The following is a 20,536-nucleotide window of genomic DNA, read 5'->3' on the forward strand; positions in this document are numbered from 1 at the left end:
AAACCATGTGCGGTGAACGGGGAGTGTTGATGAATTTTGTCTGTTACTATAAAAGACGTTGCAAAAAAAGCGAATGTCGCTCCATCAACGGTATCGCGTGTAATCCATAACAGCCCGACAATCAGTGAAAAGACAAAGCGTAAAGTACGCAAGGTATTAAAGGAAATGGGCTATCATATGAATGAAAATGCCCGGAACTTAGTCACGAAGTCAACTAAGGCCATTGGGATCGTTATGAAAAGTTCGGCAAGGGAATCACTTTACAATCCCTTTTTTCCAGAAGTGATTCGAGGCATCGGAGATTTCTGTAATAAAGAAGGGTACAGTCTTTCTCTGACAACCGGCGAGACGGAGGATGCCATCTTTGAGGATGTAGTGAAAATGGTTCAGGGCAGAAGAGTGGATGGCATGATTGTTTTGTACTCTAAAAAGGAAGATAAAGTGGTGCCGTATTTATTAAAGCAGGGCTTCCCGTTTGTTTTGATTGGGAAGCCAAGTACGAACATGAGCGGTATCACATTCATTGATAACGATAATGTTCAAGCGGCCAGGGAAGTATCGGAGTTTGTACTCAGTCTTGGACATGAGCGAATCGCCTTCTTAGGGGGCAGTCCCGAGTTTGAGGTGATTCAAGACCGCTTGACAGGCTTTCAACAAGCGATGGAACAGGCCGGGTTGGATGTGCCACAGGAATATATCAAATTGATTCCTTTAAATCGAACGGATGGAATTGACGCCATTGACGAATTGCTGGAATTAAAAGAGGCTCCAACCGCTTTTTTGGTTATGGATCTTTTATTGGGTGTTCTCTTGCTGGGAGTGTTAGCTGAAAAGAACTTGAAAGTACCACAGCAAATAAGCGTCGTCTGTTTTAACCACTCGGAATTCATAGAATTTTTAAGTACGCCGCTGACAACGGTTGATATCCATACGTATCAGTTAGGGTATGAGGCGGCAAAATGCGTGTTCGATTTAATTGCAAATCCGGAAATGATGGAAAAGAGTATCATGATTCCTACTAAAATCATAAAGCGGGAGTCGCATTTTGTTGCCGAAAAGGAAATTAAATGAAAAATGTAGAAATGTTTTACCAATTAAAGCTTGATTTTTGCTAACATAAATTTACAATATAGATTATCACTATTATTTTTGAAAATTCATACTTTCTGGAGTCGATAAGTATGTTCTTATATTTTGATCACGCCAAACGCAAACGTTTGCGTTAGGAAATAAAGAGGTAATAGTTAAAGATACAAAGCAAGTTGCCGTGAAATGAATCTTGAATGGAGGAGGTTGTTCATGAGAGTCCTAGTATGGAATGAGTTTCGCCACGAGAAATCAAAGCCTGAAGTAGCCGGAGTATATCCGGATGGTATCCATGGTGCAATTGCCGGCTTTTTACAAAGTGAGCAGGTCGAGGTGAGGACCGCCACTCTCGATGAAGAAGAGCATGGGTTAACTGAAGAAGCACTGAAACGAACCGATGTACTTCTATGGTGGGGGCATGTTGCACATGATGAAGTTCAGGATGAAATCATTGCAAGGGTTCACAAGCGAGTACTCGAGGGAATGGGTCTCATCGTTCTCCATTCTGGTCATTTTTCAAAGATCTTCAAAAGATTAATGGGCACGACTTGCGATTTGAAATGGCGGGTGGCGGATGAAAGGGAACGGCTCTGGGTTGTCGATCCCAGTCATCCGATCGTTGATGGAATTGGAGAATATATAGAGCTTGAGAAGGAAGAAATGTACGGAGAACATTTTGATATTCCTGCACCAGATCAATTAATATTCGTCAGTTGGTTTGAAGGTGGGGAGATATTCAGAAGCGGTTGCACGTATCAGCGGGGCAAAGGGAGGATTTTCTACTTCCGTCCAGGTCATGAAACATATCCTACCTACCATAATCCGGAGATTCAACGAGTAATCAAGAATGCCGTTGATTGGGTCAAGCCGGAAATTGGAATGGTAACGAAATATGGGAAAGCCGAACCGTTGGAATCCATCTCAAACAAAGAGATGAAGTGAAGGAGAGAACAAAATGGGCAAAGTGAAGGTAGGAGTCATTGGATGCGGGAGTATCGCAAAAAACAGGCATTTTCCGGAGTATGATGCACATCAGGAAACTGAGATCATTGCCGTTTGTGATATTGTGCTGGACCGGGCGAATGCAGCAGCACAAAGGTATGGCGCGCAAGCATATACTGATTATATAGAACTTTTGAAGAATGAGGAGATTGAAGCGATCAGCGTATGTACACCGAATTACCTGCATGCACGCATCACAGTTGCGGCCTTGGAAGCTGGTAAGCATGTCCTTTGTGAGAAACCAATGGCTACTTCTTTGGTAGACGCTGAAAAAATGAATGCAGCAGCAGCGAAAAGTGGCAAAATACTAATGATTGGTCATAATCAGCGTTTTGTTCCCTCTCATCAAAAAGCGAAACAGCTTATTGAGAGCGGGGAGGTAGGGAAGGTCTATAGCTTCCGGACGGCATTTGGACATTCCGGGCCGGAAACCTGGAGCGTGGACGGACTGGAAAGCTGGTTTTTTAAGAAGGATCAGGCAGTCATTGGTGCAATGGGCGATTTAGGCGTTCATAAAGCTGATTTATTACGGTTTATCCTTGGAGAAGAATTTGTTGAAGTGGGAGCCTTTGTGGAAACGACTGCCAAGAAAAATACGGACGTTGATGACAGTGCGGCCTGTATCCTCCGGACGGAGAGCGGTATCATCGGAACTCTTACCGCCAGCTGGTCTTATGCAAAAGAAGACAATGCTACAGTCATTTATGCGGAAAAAGCGGTATTGCGCCTTGAAGACGATCCGAAATACTCACTGATCATCCATCATGATAATGGAAAGACAGAAACCATTCAATTAGGAAGCATCCAGACTAATGACTCAGAAGGACAGCATGATTCCGAAGTGATAAGCCACTTTGTAAAATGTATGGTGGACAATGAGGAGCCTCTTGTCTCAGGAGTTGAAGGATTAAAATCATTAAAAGTCATTCTTGGCGCGATGGAATCAAATGCATCCCGAAAAATCATCCGCTTATAAAGGGGTTAAAAGTCATCATGTACAAATTAAAAATGGGTATTATCGGTGCTGGCGGAATTGCCCAAAAAAGGCATATCCCAGCTTTTCAAAAATTTCAAGATAAAGTGGTTTTATACGCCATTCAGGATATCGATGAAATGAAGGCGCGAGAAGTGGCGCGTGAATTTCATATCGAGAAAGTTTTCACAAATTATGAAGAAATGTTTGCTGAAGTGGATGCCGTTACGATTGCAACGCCAAACAAGTTCCATGCGGAGATTTCCATTGCTGCTCTGCAAGCGGGTGTACATGTGTTATGCGAAAAGCCAATGGCCATTACAACTGAGGAATGTATAGCAATAACCGAGGCTGCAAACATATCGGGTAAAGTTTTATCAACTGCTTATCATTACCGCTTCATGAAGGAAGCCCAGGCTGCAAAGAAAATGATTCAGGCCGGTGAAATCGGTGAACCATATGTAGCGCGTGTACAGGCAATCAGACGACGTAAAGTCCCTGGCTGGGGAGTGTTTACAAGCAAGGAATTGCAAGGCGGGGGAAGCGTGATCGATTACGGCTGCCATTTGCTTGATTTGGCTTTATGGCTGATGGATGACCCAGAACCGATTGAAATCGTAGGTTCGACATATAATTATGTCAGTAAGGGTGTCGATCAGGTCAATTTATGGGGGAATTTCGATGCCTCCGTATTTGAAGTGGATGACCATGCCACGGCATATATCAAATTTGCTAACGGAGCATCCCTATTATTCGAAACATCTTGGGCAGCGAATATCCGTGAAGAAGCAACTGTTTTGAGTTTATCCGGAACGCAGGGCGGACTTGATGTGTTCCCGTTAGTCTTGAATCAGGCTAAGCACGGCATGCTTCTAAATAGTGAGGCAGTATGGATGCCTGGGGAGGATACACCAGACCTGCAACAGGCAGAGAACTTTATTAATAGCTGCCTGGGGTTGGCAGAACCATTGGTAAAACCATCGGAAGCCATGAAAGTTTCAAAAATAATTGAAGCCATTTATCGAAGCTCGGCAAGTGGGAAGGTCATGAGCATAAATTAATGAAAAGGTGAGGTGGGGCTTGTGAAATTAGGGATTTTTACAGTACTATTTGCTCAAAAATCATTCGAGGATATGCTTGATTATGTCGCGGATTCGGGATTAAAAACAGTTGAAATCGGTACAGGCGGGTATCCAGGAAATATCCACTGTCCACTCGATGAACTGCTGGAAAGTGAAGAAAAACGTCAAAAATACCTCGAATCCGTTCAAACAAGAGGGTTAACAATCAGTGCATTCAGCTGCCACGGCAATCCAATCTCTCCAGATGAATCATTCGCTAAAGAAAGTGATGAAATACTGATTAAAACAATCAAGCTTGCATCTTTGCTGAACGTCCCGGTCGTCAATACCTTTTCTGGTACAGCCGGTGATCACGAAGGAGCTAAATATCCAAATTGGCCTGTCGCCCCATGGCCGAATGAGTATACAGATGTGCTGAAATGGCAATGGGAAGAAAAATTGATCCCCTATTGGAAAAAAGCAGCCGCCATTGCCGATGAGCACAATATAAAAATCGGTCTTGAACTGCATGGGGGCTTTCTCGTCCACACACCCTACACCTTGTTAAAACTGCGGGAAGCTACATCTAATGCAATAGGCGCCAACCTTGATCCAAGCCATCTTTGGTGGCAGGGCATCGAACCAGTCGGGGCCATCAAAATCCTAGGGAAAGCAGGAGCAATCTACCACTTCCACGCTAAAGACACATACTTGGATCAGGATAACATCAATATGTATGGATTAACCGACATGCAGCCATATGGAAATATCCAGAGCCGTGCCTGGAACTTCCGCTCTGTAGGATGCGGCCACAGCCTGCAAGAGTGGTCCGACATCATGAGCGCCCTTCGCACATACGGTTACGATTACGTCGTCAGCATCGAACACGAAGATCCGCTAATGTCAGTTGAAGAAGGATTCCAACGGGCCGTAACCAATCTGAAAACTGTACTCATCAACGAAAGTCCAACTGATTTATGGTGGGTATAATTTGTATAGCCGATAACGAGCAGCCTATTGCAGGTTGCTTTTTATTTTGGCCCTTACTCGTGAAACTCACGAGTAAAAGTGCAAAATTCACGAGTAAATCAGCAAAACTACGAATAAAAAAGCAAATTATTGCTGGAAACTCTTTTTAATTTAAAAAGAAGATGCCCCCAGATATATCTGGGGGCATCTTCTTTATCATCTTTGCCTTGGAGTATAATCCAATTCCTTAAATAGTTCCGTCAATTCATCCTCGGTCAGGTCGCGCCATTGTCCGATCGCCAGTCCGTCCAAATGGATGTTCATGATCCGGATTCGATGCAAATCACGGACTTCATAGCCTAGTGCGGAGCACATACGGCGGATTTGTCTGTTCAGTCCTTGCATCAAAGTGATGTTAAATGTATATTTTGTCAACTGTTCAACCTTGCATGGAAGTGTTTTCGTATCCAAAATCTCCACTCCGGATGACATATCTTTAATGAAGGAAGCGGTAAGTGGTTTATCCACGGTTACGATGTATTCTTTTTCATGTTTGTTTTCTGCACGAAGGATTTCATTTACGATGTCTCCATCATTTGTAAGAAGGATCAGACCGCTTGAGTCTTTGTCCAGCCGTCCGATGTGAAAAATGCGAAGCGGATGATTTACAAAATCAACGATATTCCCTTTAATGTGTTTTTCCGTCGTACTTGTAATCCCTACCGGTTTATTCAGTGCAATATAGACATTTTGCTGTTCCACTTTTATCGGCTTGCCATCTACACGAACATCATCGCCGGGTTCAGCTTGACTGCCTAGCTCAGCTACAGTGCCATTAATCGTCACACGGCCCTCGGCTATCCATTTGTCTGCGCCGCGTCGCGAGGTAATTCCGGATTCACTGATATATTTATTGATCCTCAACTAAAGCACACCTTTTCATTCAGATTTTCTTCTTTAAAGGATAACGTAAATCATGGTGCATAGACAAGGGGAAAAGACAAGAAAGCGTTCGTTGTTGAGAATTACTGGATTACATGTTCTTCGTGAGAGCTGCCGGATCTTCCTTTTTCTTTTTGCTTGTCAGGTAGACGCCAATGAAGACAAGGAGACCTCCTAGAATTTGGACGATAGTAATCGCATGCCCTAAAATCAGGCTAAGAATGGCGGTAAATACAGCAATCAGATTTAGATAAATTCCAGCCTGGCTGGCATTGATATGACGAAGGGAAATGTTCCAGAAAATAAAGGAACCGACAGACGGGAAGATTCCAATATATAAGAGACCTGTGATGGCTTTACTGCTTAAATTAAGGTTCATTCCCGAGCCAATGGCGAATGGAGCGACGAGAATCAATCCGAGAAATACGGAAACGGCAGTGGCTGAGATGATCGGAATGTTTCTCAGTTTTTTACCGATTATTGAATAGAAGGTCCAAACGAGAATCGCCAGGATCATCAATAAGTCGCCTTTATTGTAATTGAGCTGGAAAATATCCAGAAGGTGTCCTTTTGTCAAGACCAATAAAACGCCGAATAAAGATATGATAAGTCCGAGTGCATGGAGGGATGAAATTTTCTCCTTTAACAGCAAAGCGGAAAAAAGAACAATTAAGGCAGGGTTCATGGAATTGACAAGAGCGGCATTCATGGAAGTTGTATAGGTCAGAGCCCAATAAAGGAAAAAATTATAACTGATGATTCCGAGCACACCCATGACTAATAGTAACTTCCAGGTTTTCCATACACTCTTCCAGTTTGGCTTTTCAATCCATTGGGCTAAAGGAAACAATAAGAAAACGGCTATTAGCCATCGTGTAAATGTTAGTTGGATCGGGGAAAGTTCGGTCACAACGTATTTTCCGAAAATGTAATTACCGGCCCAAAACAAATTTGCCAAGATAAGAAATAAAATAACAATAGATTTTTTCATCAGACTGCCTCTTCCTTAATTGATGGAATATTCATAAAATATAACAAAACAGAAGTACTTAAGCAATATAGAGAGCCTAGTAGTCAATTTTTGTACAAGGATGGACCAAAGGAGCAGGATAAATAAAGAAAAGGCCGTTCAACTTGATCTGAACAGCCTTTTCACATCTATATTAAGCGAAAATGGCACTGATTTCGGCGATTTCATCCATGCTTAAATCGACATCCAATGCTTGTAAGTTGCGTGTGACCTGTTCTGGCTTTTTCGCTCCGGGAATCAGTACATCTATCGAGTGCCGAGTTAAATACCAAGCTAGTACCACATCGGCGACATCGGCATGCTTCCTGTTGGCGATTGCCCGTACTTCTTCCACTTTTTGCAGGTTGCTTACAAAGGCTTGTCCTTGGAAAAGCGGACTTTTTGCCCTGCCGTCCTCGAATGTTGATTCCTGATTATATTTGCCGCCGAGCAGACCGGAAGCAAGGGGGAAATAAGGAATGAAGGAAATATTATTTTCGGCTGTATATGGCAGTAGGTCTTGCTCTGCCTCCCGTTTGAATAGATTGTACTCGGATTGCAGGACATCGACATAGCCGTCTTTATTCGCTTCCTTCAATTGTTCGAACGAAAAGTTCGAGACGCCGATTGACTTGATTTTGCCTGCATCCTTCAATTCCTTTAAGGCACCTACTGCTTCATCTTTAGGGGTATCCTCATCAGGGAAATGGATATAGAATAAGTCGATGTAGTCTGTCTGGAGCCTTTTTAGACTCGAGTCCACGGCATTTTTCAGAAAATCCGGAGAGTTATCAAAGACGATGTTGCCATCGACAAATTTGTGTGCCCCCTTAGTGGCAAGGACTATATCCTCGCGTTTGCGCCTCTCTTTAAGGATTTCACCTATAAGTTCTTCTGAACGCTCAGGACCGTAAATGTAAGCTGTATCCCAAAAGTTAATTCCCTCTTCCAATGCCGTTCTCAAAACATCCCTTCCTGTATCCTCGCTTAGATTAGGGAATAGGTTATGTCCGCCAATTGCATTCGTGCCAAGGCCAATCGGATTTACATACAGATCGGTTTTACCAATACGGGTTTGCTTAGACATATTACTTATCATCTCCTTTGACCCCATCATAACAAAAAGCGGATGTCGATTTCCAAAATAAAGCAGTGTAGGCATGTAAAAAAATAAGCAGGTGATCCATAAAATCACCTGCTTCCTTCATTAATATAATGTTTCGATTTCCAACTCCTCCGCTGGAGCTATTTGTCCGATTTGACTGAGCAGTAGGCCAAAGGCTGTGCCGACTAGAGCAGGGATGATCCACTCCATGCCGTAGGCAGAAAGGGGAAGGAAATAACTCAAGGTTTGCACGGGTCCTAATTGTAAACCGAATGCATTCAGTCCATCTATCAAGGCGAAAACTCCTGTGAAAGTCATTGCACTGCGATAAACCTTCTTCGGGTTTTTGAAATGACGGCTGAAGAATGTCAGGACAATCAGGACGATCGTTAACGGATAGGCCATGACAAGGAATGGTACCGATACTTTTAAAATTTGATTCAGACCCATATTTGAAAGGATGAAACCTACCATTGTTACAATCAGAATGACGGTTTTGTAGTTCAGCTTGGGGAAAAGTTTTGAGAAATATTGTCCGCAAGCAGTCGTCAATCCGACGACGGTGGTGAAACATGCTAAAGTGAAAATGATGCCGAGAAGGACCTTCCCGCCGGTTCCAAGTAAAAGGGTGGATGCGACAGTGAGGATATCCGTTCCGTTTTCGAATGTCCCATCGGCTGCCATGCGTGCTCCCATTAACCCTAAGGAGATATAAACTAAAGAAAGCAAAACACCAGCGATAAGACCCGCTTTTACTGTATATCTCGTCAATTGTTTTCGTTCGGAGATACCCCTTTGCTGGATTGAAGTAAGGATGACGATCCCAAAAGCCCAGGCGGCTAGAGCATCCATCGTGTTGTAACCTTCAATGAACCCTTTTGAAAATGCTCCTGCAGCATATGCTTCGGTTGGAGCTTGGAATGGAGCATCAAGCTTTACGAACCCAACGACACAGAGAATGACCATGGACAAAAGTAGAACGGGTGTAATCCAGCGTCCCATGAAGGTTTCCATTTTTTTTGGATTCAATGAAATAGCATAAACGATGATGAAAAATATGGTTGTGAACATGAATAAAAATAGTGGTTGATTCATTGAGTCGCCAAGATATGGCTTGAAGCCCATTTCATAGGCAACATTCGCATTCCGTGGAATTGCCAGAAATGGCCCGATGCTTAAATAGATGACCACCATGAACAACGTGCTGAATAGAGGATGTACACGGGCACCGATAGTTTGTGCCCCGCCTTTAACAAGTGAGACTGCAAGAAGCACCAAAATTGGCAGGCCGACTCCGGTGGCGACAAAACCGGCAATGGCTGGCCAGAAAGAAGTTCCCGAAGATGCTCCTAAAAATGGAGGGAATATGAGATTCCCCGCTCCGAAGAACATTGAGAAAAGCATAAGGCCGATAAATAATGTGTCTGTTTTTTTCATGGTGATTTCTCCTTTTTTTAAAAATGATAACTCTCGCCGACTGGCCTGAAAAAGGCTAATTAAAGTGTTTTGTGCAAATAAAAAACTCGCCCCTGAAAATCAGGGACGAGTTTGTGCTCGCGTTACCACCCATATTCCGCACTTCAAAGAAGCTGCGGCACTCAGTCAACGTACGAATTCATACGTGATCCATTGTAACGGCGGAAACCCGTCAAAGCCTACTGCATTTTCAGCTTTGCATCTCAGAGATGATTTTCGGATAGGCCTTGGACATCGACTTCCACCACATGTCGACTCTCTGTGGAACAGGGTTCTCATCTTACTCTTTCTCTTCATAGATTTTATAATATAAAGATAATTTAGCGAATTCTGATTATGAAGTCAACATAATTTATCATTAATCCTTTTAAAGGAGCAGGAAATTAGTCCCCAGTTGGCGAAACTTCCTTTATCAAGAGTGTTTTTTGAAAAAGAATAGGATATTACTCCCTATTATCTTTCTAATCGCAACTATATTATAATAGAAGGCAGAACACTAAAGGAGACAACAGTATGTCTGAAAATAAAAAATTAAGCCTGGCGGATGCAGTCAAACAAAAACTGGCTCAAAAGCAAGCAGGATCAAGTAAAGATAAACTGGAAACAGGCGTTGTGAAGAAAACGAAACAACTTAAAAGCCAGTTGACCAAAAAGCCGAATAACCAACGTAAGCGTACAGGGGTATAATCCTAATTTGTCAAAGGACAATGACTGTTCGGAGCTTATCAGAGAGCAGTTACCTTTCATGAATGAGGGTACTGCTTTTTTATATGAACGCAAAAATGGGGATTTAGTAATGGACAAGGCAGAGTGATGTTGTTTTTTACCGCTTATAGGTAGTTGGAGGGCTGGGCTTCTGGTAATTTAGAGGTATAAAGAATGGTTCGCTCACCTCTATCTGATATGTGGTAAAACTAGAAAAAACATATTTTCTCGAATATGGAAATGACATCTTTGTATCGGTTTATTAAAAACATTACAGTTGTGTTTGTTTCTGTTTTAAAATTGTAAGAGTAGTGACATGTTGTTACCATATTGTTTTGCTAAAATAATATTTTAGGGTTTTGTAAATAATTTTTTAACTAAAGGAACCTATAAATTGAATGTTAGGTCTACTAGAAGGCTTATAGAATCAGTGATGATCCTTTAATTGAAAATATGAAATATATCGGGGGAATAAAGATGGACGAACGGCTGATCGGTAAAAAATATTATGAAACAATGATTGAGGATACAAGGAAGCACCCCATTCAAGCTTTGGGTGAAATGTTTCTCGTGGAACAAAAAAAGGAAAGAGCGGATTTAACCGCAATTCGATTTGCTCAAGGAGAAGTGTATTTTCAGCATCATGACTATGAAGCAGCCATTTTCAAATGGGAAAACATAGAAGGGGAACTTGGTTCATGGGCGAAGAAAAACATTGCTGATGCTTATTTTGAACTGGAAATGTATTCAACCGCAGAGGATATCTATAAATCTGTCGATACGAATGAAGCGGTCTTGAAAACAGAGGTTCTTTTGCAACTTTTTTCCCTGTACATAGTGGAATCGAGAAATGACCTGGCTTCCAAAGTAGTGAAAGAAGCAGTCGAGTTTCAACCGGACTACCCGAATGTCACGGAAATCGCACGTGCCTTTTTTGAAGAACAAAAGGATTGGAACAGTGCTGTGGTATTAGCGGCGAATGAAAGTATCCGTACAGAATCAATGGGCTGGTTCGATGTGCTGAAAACGTATATCCAGCAGGGTGTTGCCCAATCGATGGAACCGGATTATTTTTCAACTGTCCTTGGTTCGCTATACACACTCGACCAGGAACGTTTCGAAAAGGTGACGGTTGCCCTGTGGAAAAATTATAAATATACGGATTCTTATTTCGAATGGCTAAGAGTGATTAATAACTTGATAGATACCATCGAATTAAACCATGCGGATGTATGGGATGAGCTTTCCGGCTATTACAGGGATGCATATGCAGGTCTGTTAGAAGGAACGCACCTAATCAAAGATTTAAGTCCTGTCGTGCCAAGGTTGCTGGAAAACTGGCTCAAAATAGCAGATGGGGAGCTCTCGCTGTTTGCGGCGGCATCCGCGTTGTCCTGGAATGAAATCTTCCCGGATACGATCAATGCTCTGGTCATTCAGGATGCAGAAAGCCTGTTGGCGAAATCGCCTAAATTGGGAGGCGGACTGGAAGCGGGAGAGAAGCTGTTCAATTCCATTATCCAGTGGGCTGAAGATAATGATTTAAGGGTTGGCAATAAGCTTAAATGGATGGTCGAGGGGCTTAAGAATACCGAAAATTTCAATCTTCTTCTTGTAGGAAGTACAGGAAATGGAAAGACATCCTTTATTCAGTCAATTGTTGGTGAGAGCATTGCCGCTGAAGATCATTCGTCATTAGTCAGTGTCAAAGACGGGGATGATTTGGAAATCCTTGAAATTACCGATATAGATAGAAAAGTTGTCATGGAGCTAACTGAATTGGATGAAACACGCCGCCAGCGCGGGACTATTGTCGATGTGACGATCATCAGTGACTACCTAAGAAATAATAGTCTGCGATTATTGGATACACCGGGGTTCAATGGGGAAAAAAGCGTGGAATCCGATTTCCAAGGCTATTTACATGGCAGTGATGGATTGATGTTCGTTCTTGATGCCCGGGCGCCTTTCACCGGCAGCGAACGGGATTTGTTATTGGAAATTCAAATGATGGCACCGAAACTGCCGATTCATTTCTTATTAAACAAAATGGATACAATATACAGTGATCAGGTCGCAGTCCGGATGGAAGACGAAACATGGGATAAAGTGAATGCATATTTCCCGAATGCGAAAGTATTCGCTTTCTCCAAACTTTATGACAGCAAGCAGCAATTGAAGGACCTTTCAGCTTTCCTTCAATCGAATTATCAAGATGATAATTGGAAGGAAAGAAGATCTGAAAAAATCCTAGCATTCATTCGTAAGACTTTATCTTATCTGTTAGAAAAACGGGCAGCCAATGAGCGGAAATGCGAGCATTCCATCTCTTGGAATGAACAGATGGAAGTCAAGCTGAATGGGGCGGTCAATCAACTGGCTGATTTGGAAAAAGAAAAAAGTGAAAATATCACAAGGTCGTATCGTCTGCTTAAGGATGAAGTGAAAAATCAGCTTTCTACTAAAATTCCTGAATTACTGAGGGATTGCTCTAAATCGTTAACGGAAAGCAGTGATTTCAGTCAGGTCCATGTACAGTTAAACCAGGAAATGAATGAGCGGATTCAAAACTTCATTTCTGATAAGATCATGCCTCAATATTACCGTTCTCTTCAAGACTGGATTGCCAGTTCCCAAATGGAGTTCTCACAAAGCCAGCAGTTTATGGATGAGATGAGTGCCGGATTCAATGATTTATACAAAGAAGAACGGATTACGCTGGCAGGTGACTTCAGGGTATTGGATGACTGGCGCCGTGATGCCGACCGGATGACAAGCAGTATCCGCATCGAAAACGTTAATATCCTTTTGCGCAGGACTCCATCACAATTGCTGCTTAAAGGAGCAGGGAAGCTGTTTGGAGCGATACCGCAAAATAAAGCCAATATGTACAATCGTTATAAGAAATACTTGGAAAGTGAAGATTACCTGGATGTTGCCGAAATGATCACGGAACGTTTCCTTACCCAATTTGGATTGTTTGAAAAATCTTTGGATCGGGACATCTCACTTTTCTATCGCAGTTCATTTGCTTTACTTCAAAAAACGATAGAGCAAACGCAGACTGAAATAAAAGACTACCAGGCTGCATTGGAGCATATGAAAGAAAATCCGGAAGTTTACCGTGACCCGATCACTTTGTTCGAAGTGAAATTAAGGCAGTTGGAGAGGCTTGAAAAAATTGAGAAAAAGCGTCTAGCCCAGCTTCAAAGAAAATAAAAAATAACGGGGAACATTTCAAATATTCAAAAATCTATTGACTTTACGACTATATCCCTATAAAGTGTTAATTACGAAAACGTAACACAATATATCTCTTATCAAGAGTGGCGGAGGGACTGGCCCTAAGATGCCCAGCAACCGTTCCATTAGGAATTGGTGCTAAATCCTGCAAAACAGAAATGTTTTGACAGATAAGAGAGGGACAAGTCTGCAAAACAGCCGATTAAACCTCTCTATATTAGAGAGGTTTTTATTTTGGGATTTACACCAACTTAACTGATAAGAATAATAAGGAAAAATGGAGGGAAACAAGATGAGAAGGTCTATTAAAGGGATATTTATTTCAGCAATCGCTTCGGCATTGCTTTTAACGGGTTGCTCTACAGGGCAGAGTTCCACAGAATCGAAGAAAGAAGAAAAAGTATCATTTGAAAATGTCCCGGAAAGATTTGCTGATGGGGATGGAGCCAGAATCAAAGTGATCCGTAAAATAGGCGGTGATGATCATACGGCTCAATACCTGGCGGGGGCAAAAGAAGAGGGAGAAGCACTGGGATTTCAAGTGGATACGTATACAGCAAATGGTGATACGGCTAAATTCCATGATGCGATAGCGCAGGCTTTGGAGGAAGATTACGACGGCTATATCATTTCCCATGGTGATGATGCAGCAACTGTGAATGACGTTCAAAAGTTGGTTGATGCAGGTAAAAGCGTTGTCACATTCGATTCAATAAGCGATCTATCTAAAATAGAAGGTGTGACATTAACTTCACAAGATGATGAAGCATTGGCAACACTGGCTTTTGATAAACTGATAAAAGAGCAGAAAGGTGAAGCGGCAATTGCATATCTTTGGGTGGACGGTTTTCCTCCAATGGTAAGAAGAAATGCAGTCTATCAGGAAAAATTAAAAGAAAATCCTGGGATTAAAGAAGTCGAAAGATTCGGAGTGGCATCTGCTGATACTTCGGTTCAGACACAAAATGCTGTAGCAGCAATGCTGAATAAATACCCTAAAGGTAAATTGGATGCCATTTTCGCAACATGGGATGCCTTTGCAATCGGTGCAGCCCGGGCGATTAAAGAAGCGGGCCGAGATGAAGTGAAGATATATGGAATTGATGTATCTAATGCAGATCTCCAGGAAATCCAATCAGCTGATAGCTCGTGGTCCTACACGGCAGCAGTCGATCCCAAGTTGATCGGTGCAGTGAATATGAGGATATTGGCTAAAAAATTAGCGGGAGAAGAAACGCCGCAAACATATGACCTGGATGCTTCACTTATTTCACAAAAGCAAATCCAAGCTTCAAAAGAAGCGGTAAACATGGCAAACCTGTCTGGTATTGTCGATGGCTGGGGTGTATCCACGGAATTTGAAGAAGATTGGATGAAGGTTTTGAAAGATCATTATAAAAAGTAAAAAGAGACACTCTCTTTCCAGTGAAGGGAGTGTCTGTTCAATAAGGGGGAATGGACATGGGCACGCAACTAGAAATGAAGAAGATTTCGATTGAATTTCCGGGGGTGAAGGCGCTGAGTGAAGTCGATTTTTCCGTACAATCAGGGACAGCCCACGCATTGGTCGGTGCAAACGGAGCAGGGAAATCGACGTTAATGAAAGTTTTATCGGGAGCCCATGTTCATTATTCAGGTGACATTTTTATTGATGGGATGAAGCGGGATATCCGCTCTCCAAAAGCGGCTCAGGAACAAGGCATTCAAATTGTTTATCAGGAAGTGGATACCGCCCTCATCCCTTATTTAACGGTTGGGGAAAATGTAATGTTGAATGATATGGTCCAAAACATGGGGAAAAAACAGAGAATCCAATGGAAAGAGCTGCACAACCAAGCCGCTAATATTCTTGAAGATATGAAAATTCGTGTCCCTTCGAAAAAGCTGGTAAGAGACCTTACCTTGGCTGAAAAACAGATGGTCCTGATAGCAAGAGCCGTTTCGACAGAATGCAAATTCCTGATTCTCGACGAGCCAACTGCTCCGTTAAGTCATACGGAGACGACAGAACTTTTTCGAATTGTAAATGAATTAAAGCAAAAAGGCGTGGGAATCATTTTCATTTCACATCGTCTGCCTGAGATTTTTGAAATTTGTGAGGAAATTACGATCATGAGGAATGGGGAGCGTGTCATGTGTCGGAAAAAGGAGGACATAACCCGTACCGAAGTGGTAGAGAACATGCTCGGGAAAACCATGGATGAACAGTTTCCTGAAGTGAATACTTCGATTGGCGACGTTATTCTGGAAGTGAAGGGATTGTCAGATGCAGAGAAAGTTAAAAATGTTAGCCTGAATATTAAAGCAGGCGAGATAATCGGCTTGGCAGGTTTGGTCGGGGCTGGGAAAACGGAGCTGTGTAAAACCCTTTTCGGTCATACTTCGATCACAGCGGGCGAAGTCATCCTGAATGGTCGAAAGCTTTCTATAAAATCACCGCACGAAGCAGTAAAAAGCGGTCTGGCACTTGTACCTGAGGAACGCAGGAAAGAAGGGGTCCTCGTTCAGGAATCAGTCTCGGCGAACTTGACCGCAGCCAGTCTCGGCAAATTCTGCAAGACGTTCAGCTTCGTGGATCGTAAGGCGGAAAAGGAAAAGGCGAAGGAAATGATCGCAAGTCTCGGCATTAAAACTCCTTCAGGAGAAGTGAATGTTGAAAACCTTTCAGGTGGTAACCAGCAAAAAGTTGCCATTGGGAAATGGCTTATGGCCGATGCGGATGTATACATATTCGATGAACCAACGAAAGGGGTCGATGTTGGAGCCAAGAAGGATATATTCGAATTGATTGCAAAGCTTGCAAGGAATGGGAAAGCGATTATTTATGCATCATCCGAGCTTTCCGAAATCATTGGCATTACCAACCGGACATATGTGTTATATGACGGGAGCACAGTCATCGAATTAGAAACGAGCAAAACGAATGAAGAAGAACTATTATTCTATTCAACAGGAGGAAAATAGAATGAGCATACCCATTCCTGTTACACAGACAGCGAAAGCGAAGAAAAAGGTGGAACTATTCGACTTTTTCTATAAATACGGCACAATATTGACGATTATCATTCTGATTGGAATTTTTGCCGTGTCCAATCCATCTTTCATTCAAACGAATAATCTGATCAACATCCTGCGTTCCATTTCAATCGTGACCATCATTGCGATTGGCATTACGATATCCCTGACCGTGGATGGCTTCGACCTTTCCGTCGGCTCCGTCGCATCATTGGCCAATGCCATCGTCATATCAATGTTTGTCTGGTTTTCGCAGGATACATTAATCGCCATATTAGCTGCGATCGGCGCCTCACTTGTCGTAGGGGCTTTGAATTCATTCATGATCGTTAAATTGAGAATTCCCGACATGCTGATGACATTGGCTACCATGTTCATTATCCAGGGAATTGCCCTTACTTATACCAAGGGGGCCACGGTCTCGCAAAATATGGTCATGCCCGACGGGACATTCGCAACAGGACTGATCAGCCCGTTTTTCGCCAAAATTGGACAGGTACCATGGATAATCCTGATCATGGCAGTCATTGTGATAGCCACACATATCTTTTTGACTTATACGAAGCACGGTCGTTATATGTACATTATTGGGGGAAATAAGGAAGCGGCGAGACTTTCCGGGATATCGGTCAATAAATACAAAATCCTTGCCTATCTGCTTTCAGCTCTATTAGCTGCAATCGGGGGGATTGTCCTTGCTTCAAGGGTCATGACATCGGAAATCAATTCAGGGTCCCCCTATTTAATGGATGCCGTTGCAGCAGCCTTCATTGGTTCCTCCGTTTTAGGAGCGGGAAAACCGAATGCATTTGGAACCTTTGTCGGAGCAGTCCTGATCGGAATCCTTCAAAATGGTTTGATCATGATGTCCGTTCCGTATTATGCGATGGATATCGTCAAAGGAACAGTGCTGGCCCTTGCGCTCGCGGTAACCTATTACAAACAAAAACACTAAAATGACAGAAATCCTATAATTGTGAATTTTGAAGATTGATAAAAATCCTGTTGGATATGCAATAGGATTTTTCTTTTTTTAAAAGGGATGGGTCATGGATATAAAATTTCGCATCTTCATCATTTTACTTAATAATAATGAAATCTTTTTACTTTCGCTAAGGCAGGAGGACCCTTTGCTCCCTCATTTTTGGAGTATAAACATTGACCACAATAGTAAATTTCTATAGAGAACTTACTTTACCTTTTAATAAGATTGATAATGATCTATTGTAAAGTATGAACATTCATATCCTATACTTATCTAAAGGAGAGTGTAAACTTATGCGTGAAACCTGTGTTCCGACTGGCGTGAAACCAAATGACACTGGCTTTGGATATACGTTGTCCTTAATAGGCGGCAAATATAAAATGATCATAATGTATTGGCTGTCTGAAAATAAGGTTATGCGGCATAATCAGCTGAAGCGGAGTATCGGTACCATTTCCTTTAAAACACTAAGCATCATGTTAAAAGAGTTGGAGGCAGACGGCCTTATCATACGCAAGGAATTTCCCCAAATACCCCCAAAAGTAGAATATTCATTATCTGAACGTGGTCTATCTCTCATTCCATTGTTAAATTTGATGTGCGAGTGGGGAGAAAAAAACAGTTTGCCAGCTCAGGAGTCTGTACAGCCGTAGGTGTAGCTATTTTGATTAATTCAAAAGAAGTATTTCCCTAACAAGGAAATACTTCTTTAATGGAACTGCCTATTAAAGGTTGTCGACAAAATTCAAATAATCTTGTGCGCTTTTTTCCAATTCGCTTGCGGACGGCTCATTTTCAGCACCATAAAACGCAAAGAATGAACAATAATCTGCATTGCAGTATAGGAAGGTAGTTTCAAAGGGAGATAATAAATGTTCAAGTGTATAGCGATATCTTCCCTCTTCACTATAATCTTCTTTGTTAATTCCGGCAGATACAGCTAAAGCAGCTTTGCGATTCTTTAATTTATCGCCTCCATTTGAACCATAAGCCCAACCATAAGTAAAAACATCGTCAAGCCATCTTTTTAGGAGAGGCGGACAATTAAACCAATAAAAAGGAAACTGTAAAACAATATTACTATGCGATTCGATTAATTGCTGTTCTTTTTCCGCATTAATGTTTCCGTCAGGGTAAACCTTATTCAATTCGTGTACTGTATACTTTTCCGGATATTTCCGGAGCTCTTCTACCCATCGCTTATTTATGACGGATGTTTCTAGACTTGGGTGTGATACGATAACAAGAGTTTTCAAAGATTTATCCTCCTTAATTATTATTTATCTTAAGTATAAAGTGCACTCTGCAAGTACGTAAGTATGCACTTTTAGTATAGGTACTTACCTAAAGGAGAGTGTTAAATCAAAATGAGAACAACCAAGAAGCGTATGTTTTAACAGGATGCTCTGGCTACGATATACCTTACTATTTAGGCGCAGAGTCTTCTTATATTAACAGCTGCGATCGTTCTTTGTCGTTCAGATCTTTTTCTTATGGGTTTAAAGGAATCGGTAGTTGCATAAGATTTTTTTTACTTTATAATTAGTACCAGGTATTAATATCAGTTATAAAAATGATGCAATTCATAACACGAGGTGGTTATTTTATGTTCAAATCCAAAGCACGTATTACTGCGATAGGTTCTTATGTTCCAGAAAAAAGGTTAACAAATAAGGACTTAGAAAAGATGGTTGAAACCAATGATGAATGGATTGTTAAACGTACTGGTATTAAAGAGCGAAGAATTGCACATGAAGAAGAGTTTACTAGTGATATAAGTTATAAAGCTGTAAAGGATTTAATGGAACGGTATGATAAATCTGTCGAAGATGTTGATATGATTATTGTCTGTACCTTTACACCTGATTTCAACACTCCAAGTGTAGCTTCTTTAGTCCAAGCAAAGCTAGGTATTAAGAATACTGGAGCTATTGATTTAAACGCTGCTTGTGCAGGATTTACTTATGGATTGCATGTAGCTAATGGATTAGTAACATCTGGTTTAAATAAGAAAGTTCTTGTTATTGGAGCTGATACTTTATCTAAAATCATGGACTATGAAGATCGAGCCACTTGTATTTTATTTGGAGATGGTGGAGGAGCAGTTCTTGTAGAATATGATGAAAAACAGCCAAGTTTTATTTCTTCACATTTATATTCGGAAGGGGAAGGCGGAAAAAATTTATATAGTACAAACCTATCGACACGTATAAATGGTGAAGACTTGAATAATAGTGGTAATCTTGTTCAAAATGGACGTGAGGTTTATAAATGGGCTGTTACTACTGTTCCAAAAGGAATGCAAACTGTGATGAAAAATACTGATTTGCAATTGAATGATGTTGATTGGTTTGTTCCGCATAGTGCAAATTTAAGAATGATTGAGTCAATATGTGATAGAAGTGGCTTTCCAATTGAGCGTACTTTATATAGCTTGGTGGAATATGGAAATACTTCTTCAGCAACAATACCATTAGCTTTAGATCAAGGAGTAAGTGAAGGGAAGCTCAGTAATGGTGAGAAGATTTTATTATATGGTTTCGGTGGTGGGTTAGCACAAGCAGGATTGCTTATCAATTGGACCCTATAATACTTTTTTCTGTTACTGATCAGCAGCTTTGTTCTTATTGATCTAAAGGGCCAGTTTAAGTTAACAAGGATACTAAAATAACAAAAAGACACCGTACTAATAGGTATGGTGTCTTTGAATTATCTTAAGGGAGTTCAAAATCTCCAAATGGGCGGAAGCCCGCCTTTATACGAACGATGTACGTACAGCACTGGATGCAGCAGAAAATTTACAAGTTGGTGGAGTCATGATCAACGACATTCCGACATTCCGTGTGGATAATATGAATTACGGCGGAGTGAAGGAAAGTGGAACTGGCCGTGAAGGATTAAAATATGCAGTTGAAAAATGACAGAAATGAAGCTGGTTGTCTGGAACCGAAATTAGGGAGTGGTG

Annotated in this window: 17 protein-coding genes, 1 pseudogene, 1 riboswitch and 1 other annotated feature; of the genes and pseudogenes, 13 read left to right on the forward strand and 5 right to left on the reverse strand. The window is 41.6% G+C overall.

Features of this window, described 5'->3' with window-relative positions; translation table 11 throughout:
* Positions 1-36 precede the first annotated feature (36 nt).
* From NYE63_RS02755 to NYE63_RS02775, 5 genes are all read left to right on the forward strand, one after another.
* Complete coding sequence (locus NYE63_RS02755; protein ID WP_342603983.1) at positions 37-1,071, forward strand: LacI family DNA-binding transcriptional regulator; 1,035 nt, start codon at positions 37-39, stop codon at positions 1,069-1,071.
* Between the two features lie 228 nt (positions 1,072-1,299).
* Positions 1,300-2,028, forward strand: a complete 729-nt coding sequence (locus tag NYE63_RS02760) for a ThuA domain-containing protein (RefSeq protein ID WP_342603984.1) — start codon at positions 1,300-1,302, stop codon at positions 2,026-2,028.
* A 13-nt stretch (positions 2,029-2,041) separates the two neighbouring features.
* Entirely contained in the window at positions 2,042-3,064 is a 1,023-nt protein-coding gene (locus NYE63_RS02765; RefSeq protein ID WP_342603985.1) for a Gfo/Idh/MocA family oxidoreductase, read from the forward strand.
* 17 nt (positions 3,065-3,081) lie between these two features.
* On the forward strand, positions 3,082-4,122 hold the full coding sequence (locus NYE63_RS02770; protein WP_342603986.1) for a Gfo/Idh/MocA family oxidoreductase: 1,041 nt from the start codon (positions 3,082-3,084) through the stop codon (positions 4,120-4,122).
* A gap of 21 nt (positions 4,123-4,143) precedes the next feature.
* On the forward strand, positions 4,144-5,112 hold the full coding sequence (locus NYE63_RS02775; RefSeq protein ID WP_342603987.1) for a sugar phosphate isomerase/epimerase: 969 nt from the start codon (positions 4,144-4,146) through the stop codon (positions 5,110-5,112).
* Positions 5,113-5,307: 195 nt separating this feature from the next.
* Here the strand turns inward: NYE63_RS02775 and rluF are convergent, their stop codons facing one another.
* The 4 genes from rluF to brnQ form a co-directional block, all read right to left on the reverse strand.
* A complete protein-coding gene (gene rluF / locus NYE63_RS02780) occupies positions 5,308-6,015 on the reverse strand; it encodes a 23S rRNA pseudouridine(2604) synthase RluF (RefSeq protein ID WP_342603988.1) in 708 nt (235 codons plus the stop codon).
* A gap of 109 nt (positions 6,016-6,124) precedes the next feature.
* Complete coding sequence (locus NYE63_RS02785) at positions 6,125-7,024, reverse strand: DMT family transporter (protein ID WP_342603989.1); 900 nt, start codon at positions 7,022-7,024, stop codon at positions 6,125-6,127.
* A gap of 172 nt (positions 7,025-7,196) precedes the next feature.
* Positions 7,197-8,129: an aldo/keto reductase gene (locus NYE63_RS02790; protein ID WP_342603990.1), complete on the reverse strand. Its 933-nt coding sequence runs from the start codon at positions 8,127-8,129 to the stop codon at positions 7,197-7,199.
* Positions 8,130-8,249: 120 nt separating this feature from the next.
* Positions 8,250-9,584: a branched-chain amino acid transport system II carrier protein gene (gene brnQ / locus NYE63_RS02795; protein WP_342603991.1), complete on the reverse strand. Its 1,335-nt coding sequence runs from the start codon at positions 9,582-9,584 to the stop codon at positions 8,250-8,252.
* A 98-nt stretch (positions 9,585-9,682) separates the two neighbouring features.
* Positions 9,683-9,929, reverse strand: a binding site (T-box leader).
* A 207-nt stretch (positions 9,930-10,136) separates the two neighbouring features.
* Between brnQ and NYE63_RS02800 the strand changes: the two genes are divergently transcribed.
* From NYE63_RS02800 to NYE63_RS02825, 6 genes are all read left to right on the forward strand, one after another.
* Complete coding sequence (locus tag NYE63_RS02800) at positions 10,137-10,310, forward strand: hypothetical protein (RefSeq protein ID WP_164468807.1); 174 nt, start codon at positions 10,137-10,139, stop codon at positions 10,308-10,310.
* 495 nt (positions 10,311-10,805) lie between these two features.
* Positions 10,806-13,547: a GTPase domain-containing protein gene (locus NYE63_RS02805; RefSeq protein WP_342603992.1), complete on the forward strand. Its 2,742-nt coding sequence runs from the start codon at positions 10,806-10,808 to the stop codon at positions 13,545-13,547.
* A gap of 95 nt (positions 13,548-13,642) precedes the next feature.
* Positions 13,643-13,748: riboswitch (SAM riboswitch) on the forward strand.
* Between the two features lie 115 nt (positions 13,749-13,863).
* Positions 13,864-14,976 (forward strand): sugar ABC transporter substrate-binding protein, encoded by a 1,113-nt coding sequence (locus tag NYE63_RS02810; protein WP_342603993.1) that lies wholly within the window; start codon positions 13,864-13,866, stop codon positions 14,974-14,976.
* A 56-nt stretch (positions 14,977-15,032) separates the two neighbouring features.
* A complete protein-coding gene (locus NYE63_RS02815) occupies positions 15,033-16,535 on the forward strand; it encodes a sugar ABC transporter ATP-binding protein (RefSeq protein ID WP_342603994.1) in 1,503 nt (500 codons plus the stop codon).
* A gap of 1 nt (position 16,536) precedes the next feature.
* Positions 16,537-17,541: an ABC transporter permease gene (locus NYE63_RS02820; RefSeq protein WP_342603995.1), complete on the forward strand. Its 1,005-nt coding sequence runs from the start codon at positions 16,537-16,539 to the stop codon at positions 17,539-17,541.
* Positions 17,542-17,864: 323 nt separating this feature from the next.
* Positions 17,865-18,224 (forward strand): helix-turn-helix domain-containing protein, encoded by a 360-nt coding sequence (locus tag NYE63_RS02825; RefSeq protein ID WP_098370430.1) that lies wholly within the window; start codon positions 17,865-17,867, stop codon positions 18,222-18,224.
* Positions 18,225-18,296: 72 nt separating this feature from the next.
* Here NYE63_RS02825 and NYE63_RS02830 read toward each other — a convergent pair whose 3' ends face one another.
* Entirely contained in the window at positions 18,297-18,827 is a 531-nt protein-coding gene (locus NYE63_RS02830; RefSeq protein WP_342603996.1) for an NAD(P)H-dependent oxidoreductase, read from the reverse strand.
* A 350-nt stretch (positions 18,828-19,177) separates the two neighbouring features.
* On the opposite strand from NYE63_RS02830, the gene NYE63_RS02835 reads away from it, so the two are divergent.
* Both NYE63_RS02835 and NYE63_RS02840 read left to right on the forward strand, forming a co-directional pair.
* Positions 19,178-20,161, forward strand: a complete 984-nt coding sequence (locus NYE63_RS02835; RefSeq protein ID WP_342603997.1) for a ketoacyl-ACP synthase III — start codon at positions 19,178-19,180, stop codon at positions 20,159-20,161.
* Positions 20,162-20,315: 154 nt separating this feature from the next.
* Positions 20,316-20,527 (forward strand): annotated as a pseudogene (locus NYE63_RS02840) (aldehyde dehydrogenase family protein); the annotation flags it as partial.
* Between the last annotated feature and the right edge of the window lie 9 nt (positions 20,528-20,536).

This window comes from Peribacillus sp. FSL E2-0159 (assembly GCF_038643155.1).
GTDB lineage: Bacteria > Bacillota > Bacilli > Bacillales > DSM-1321 > Peribacillus > Peribacillus simplex.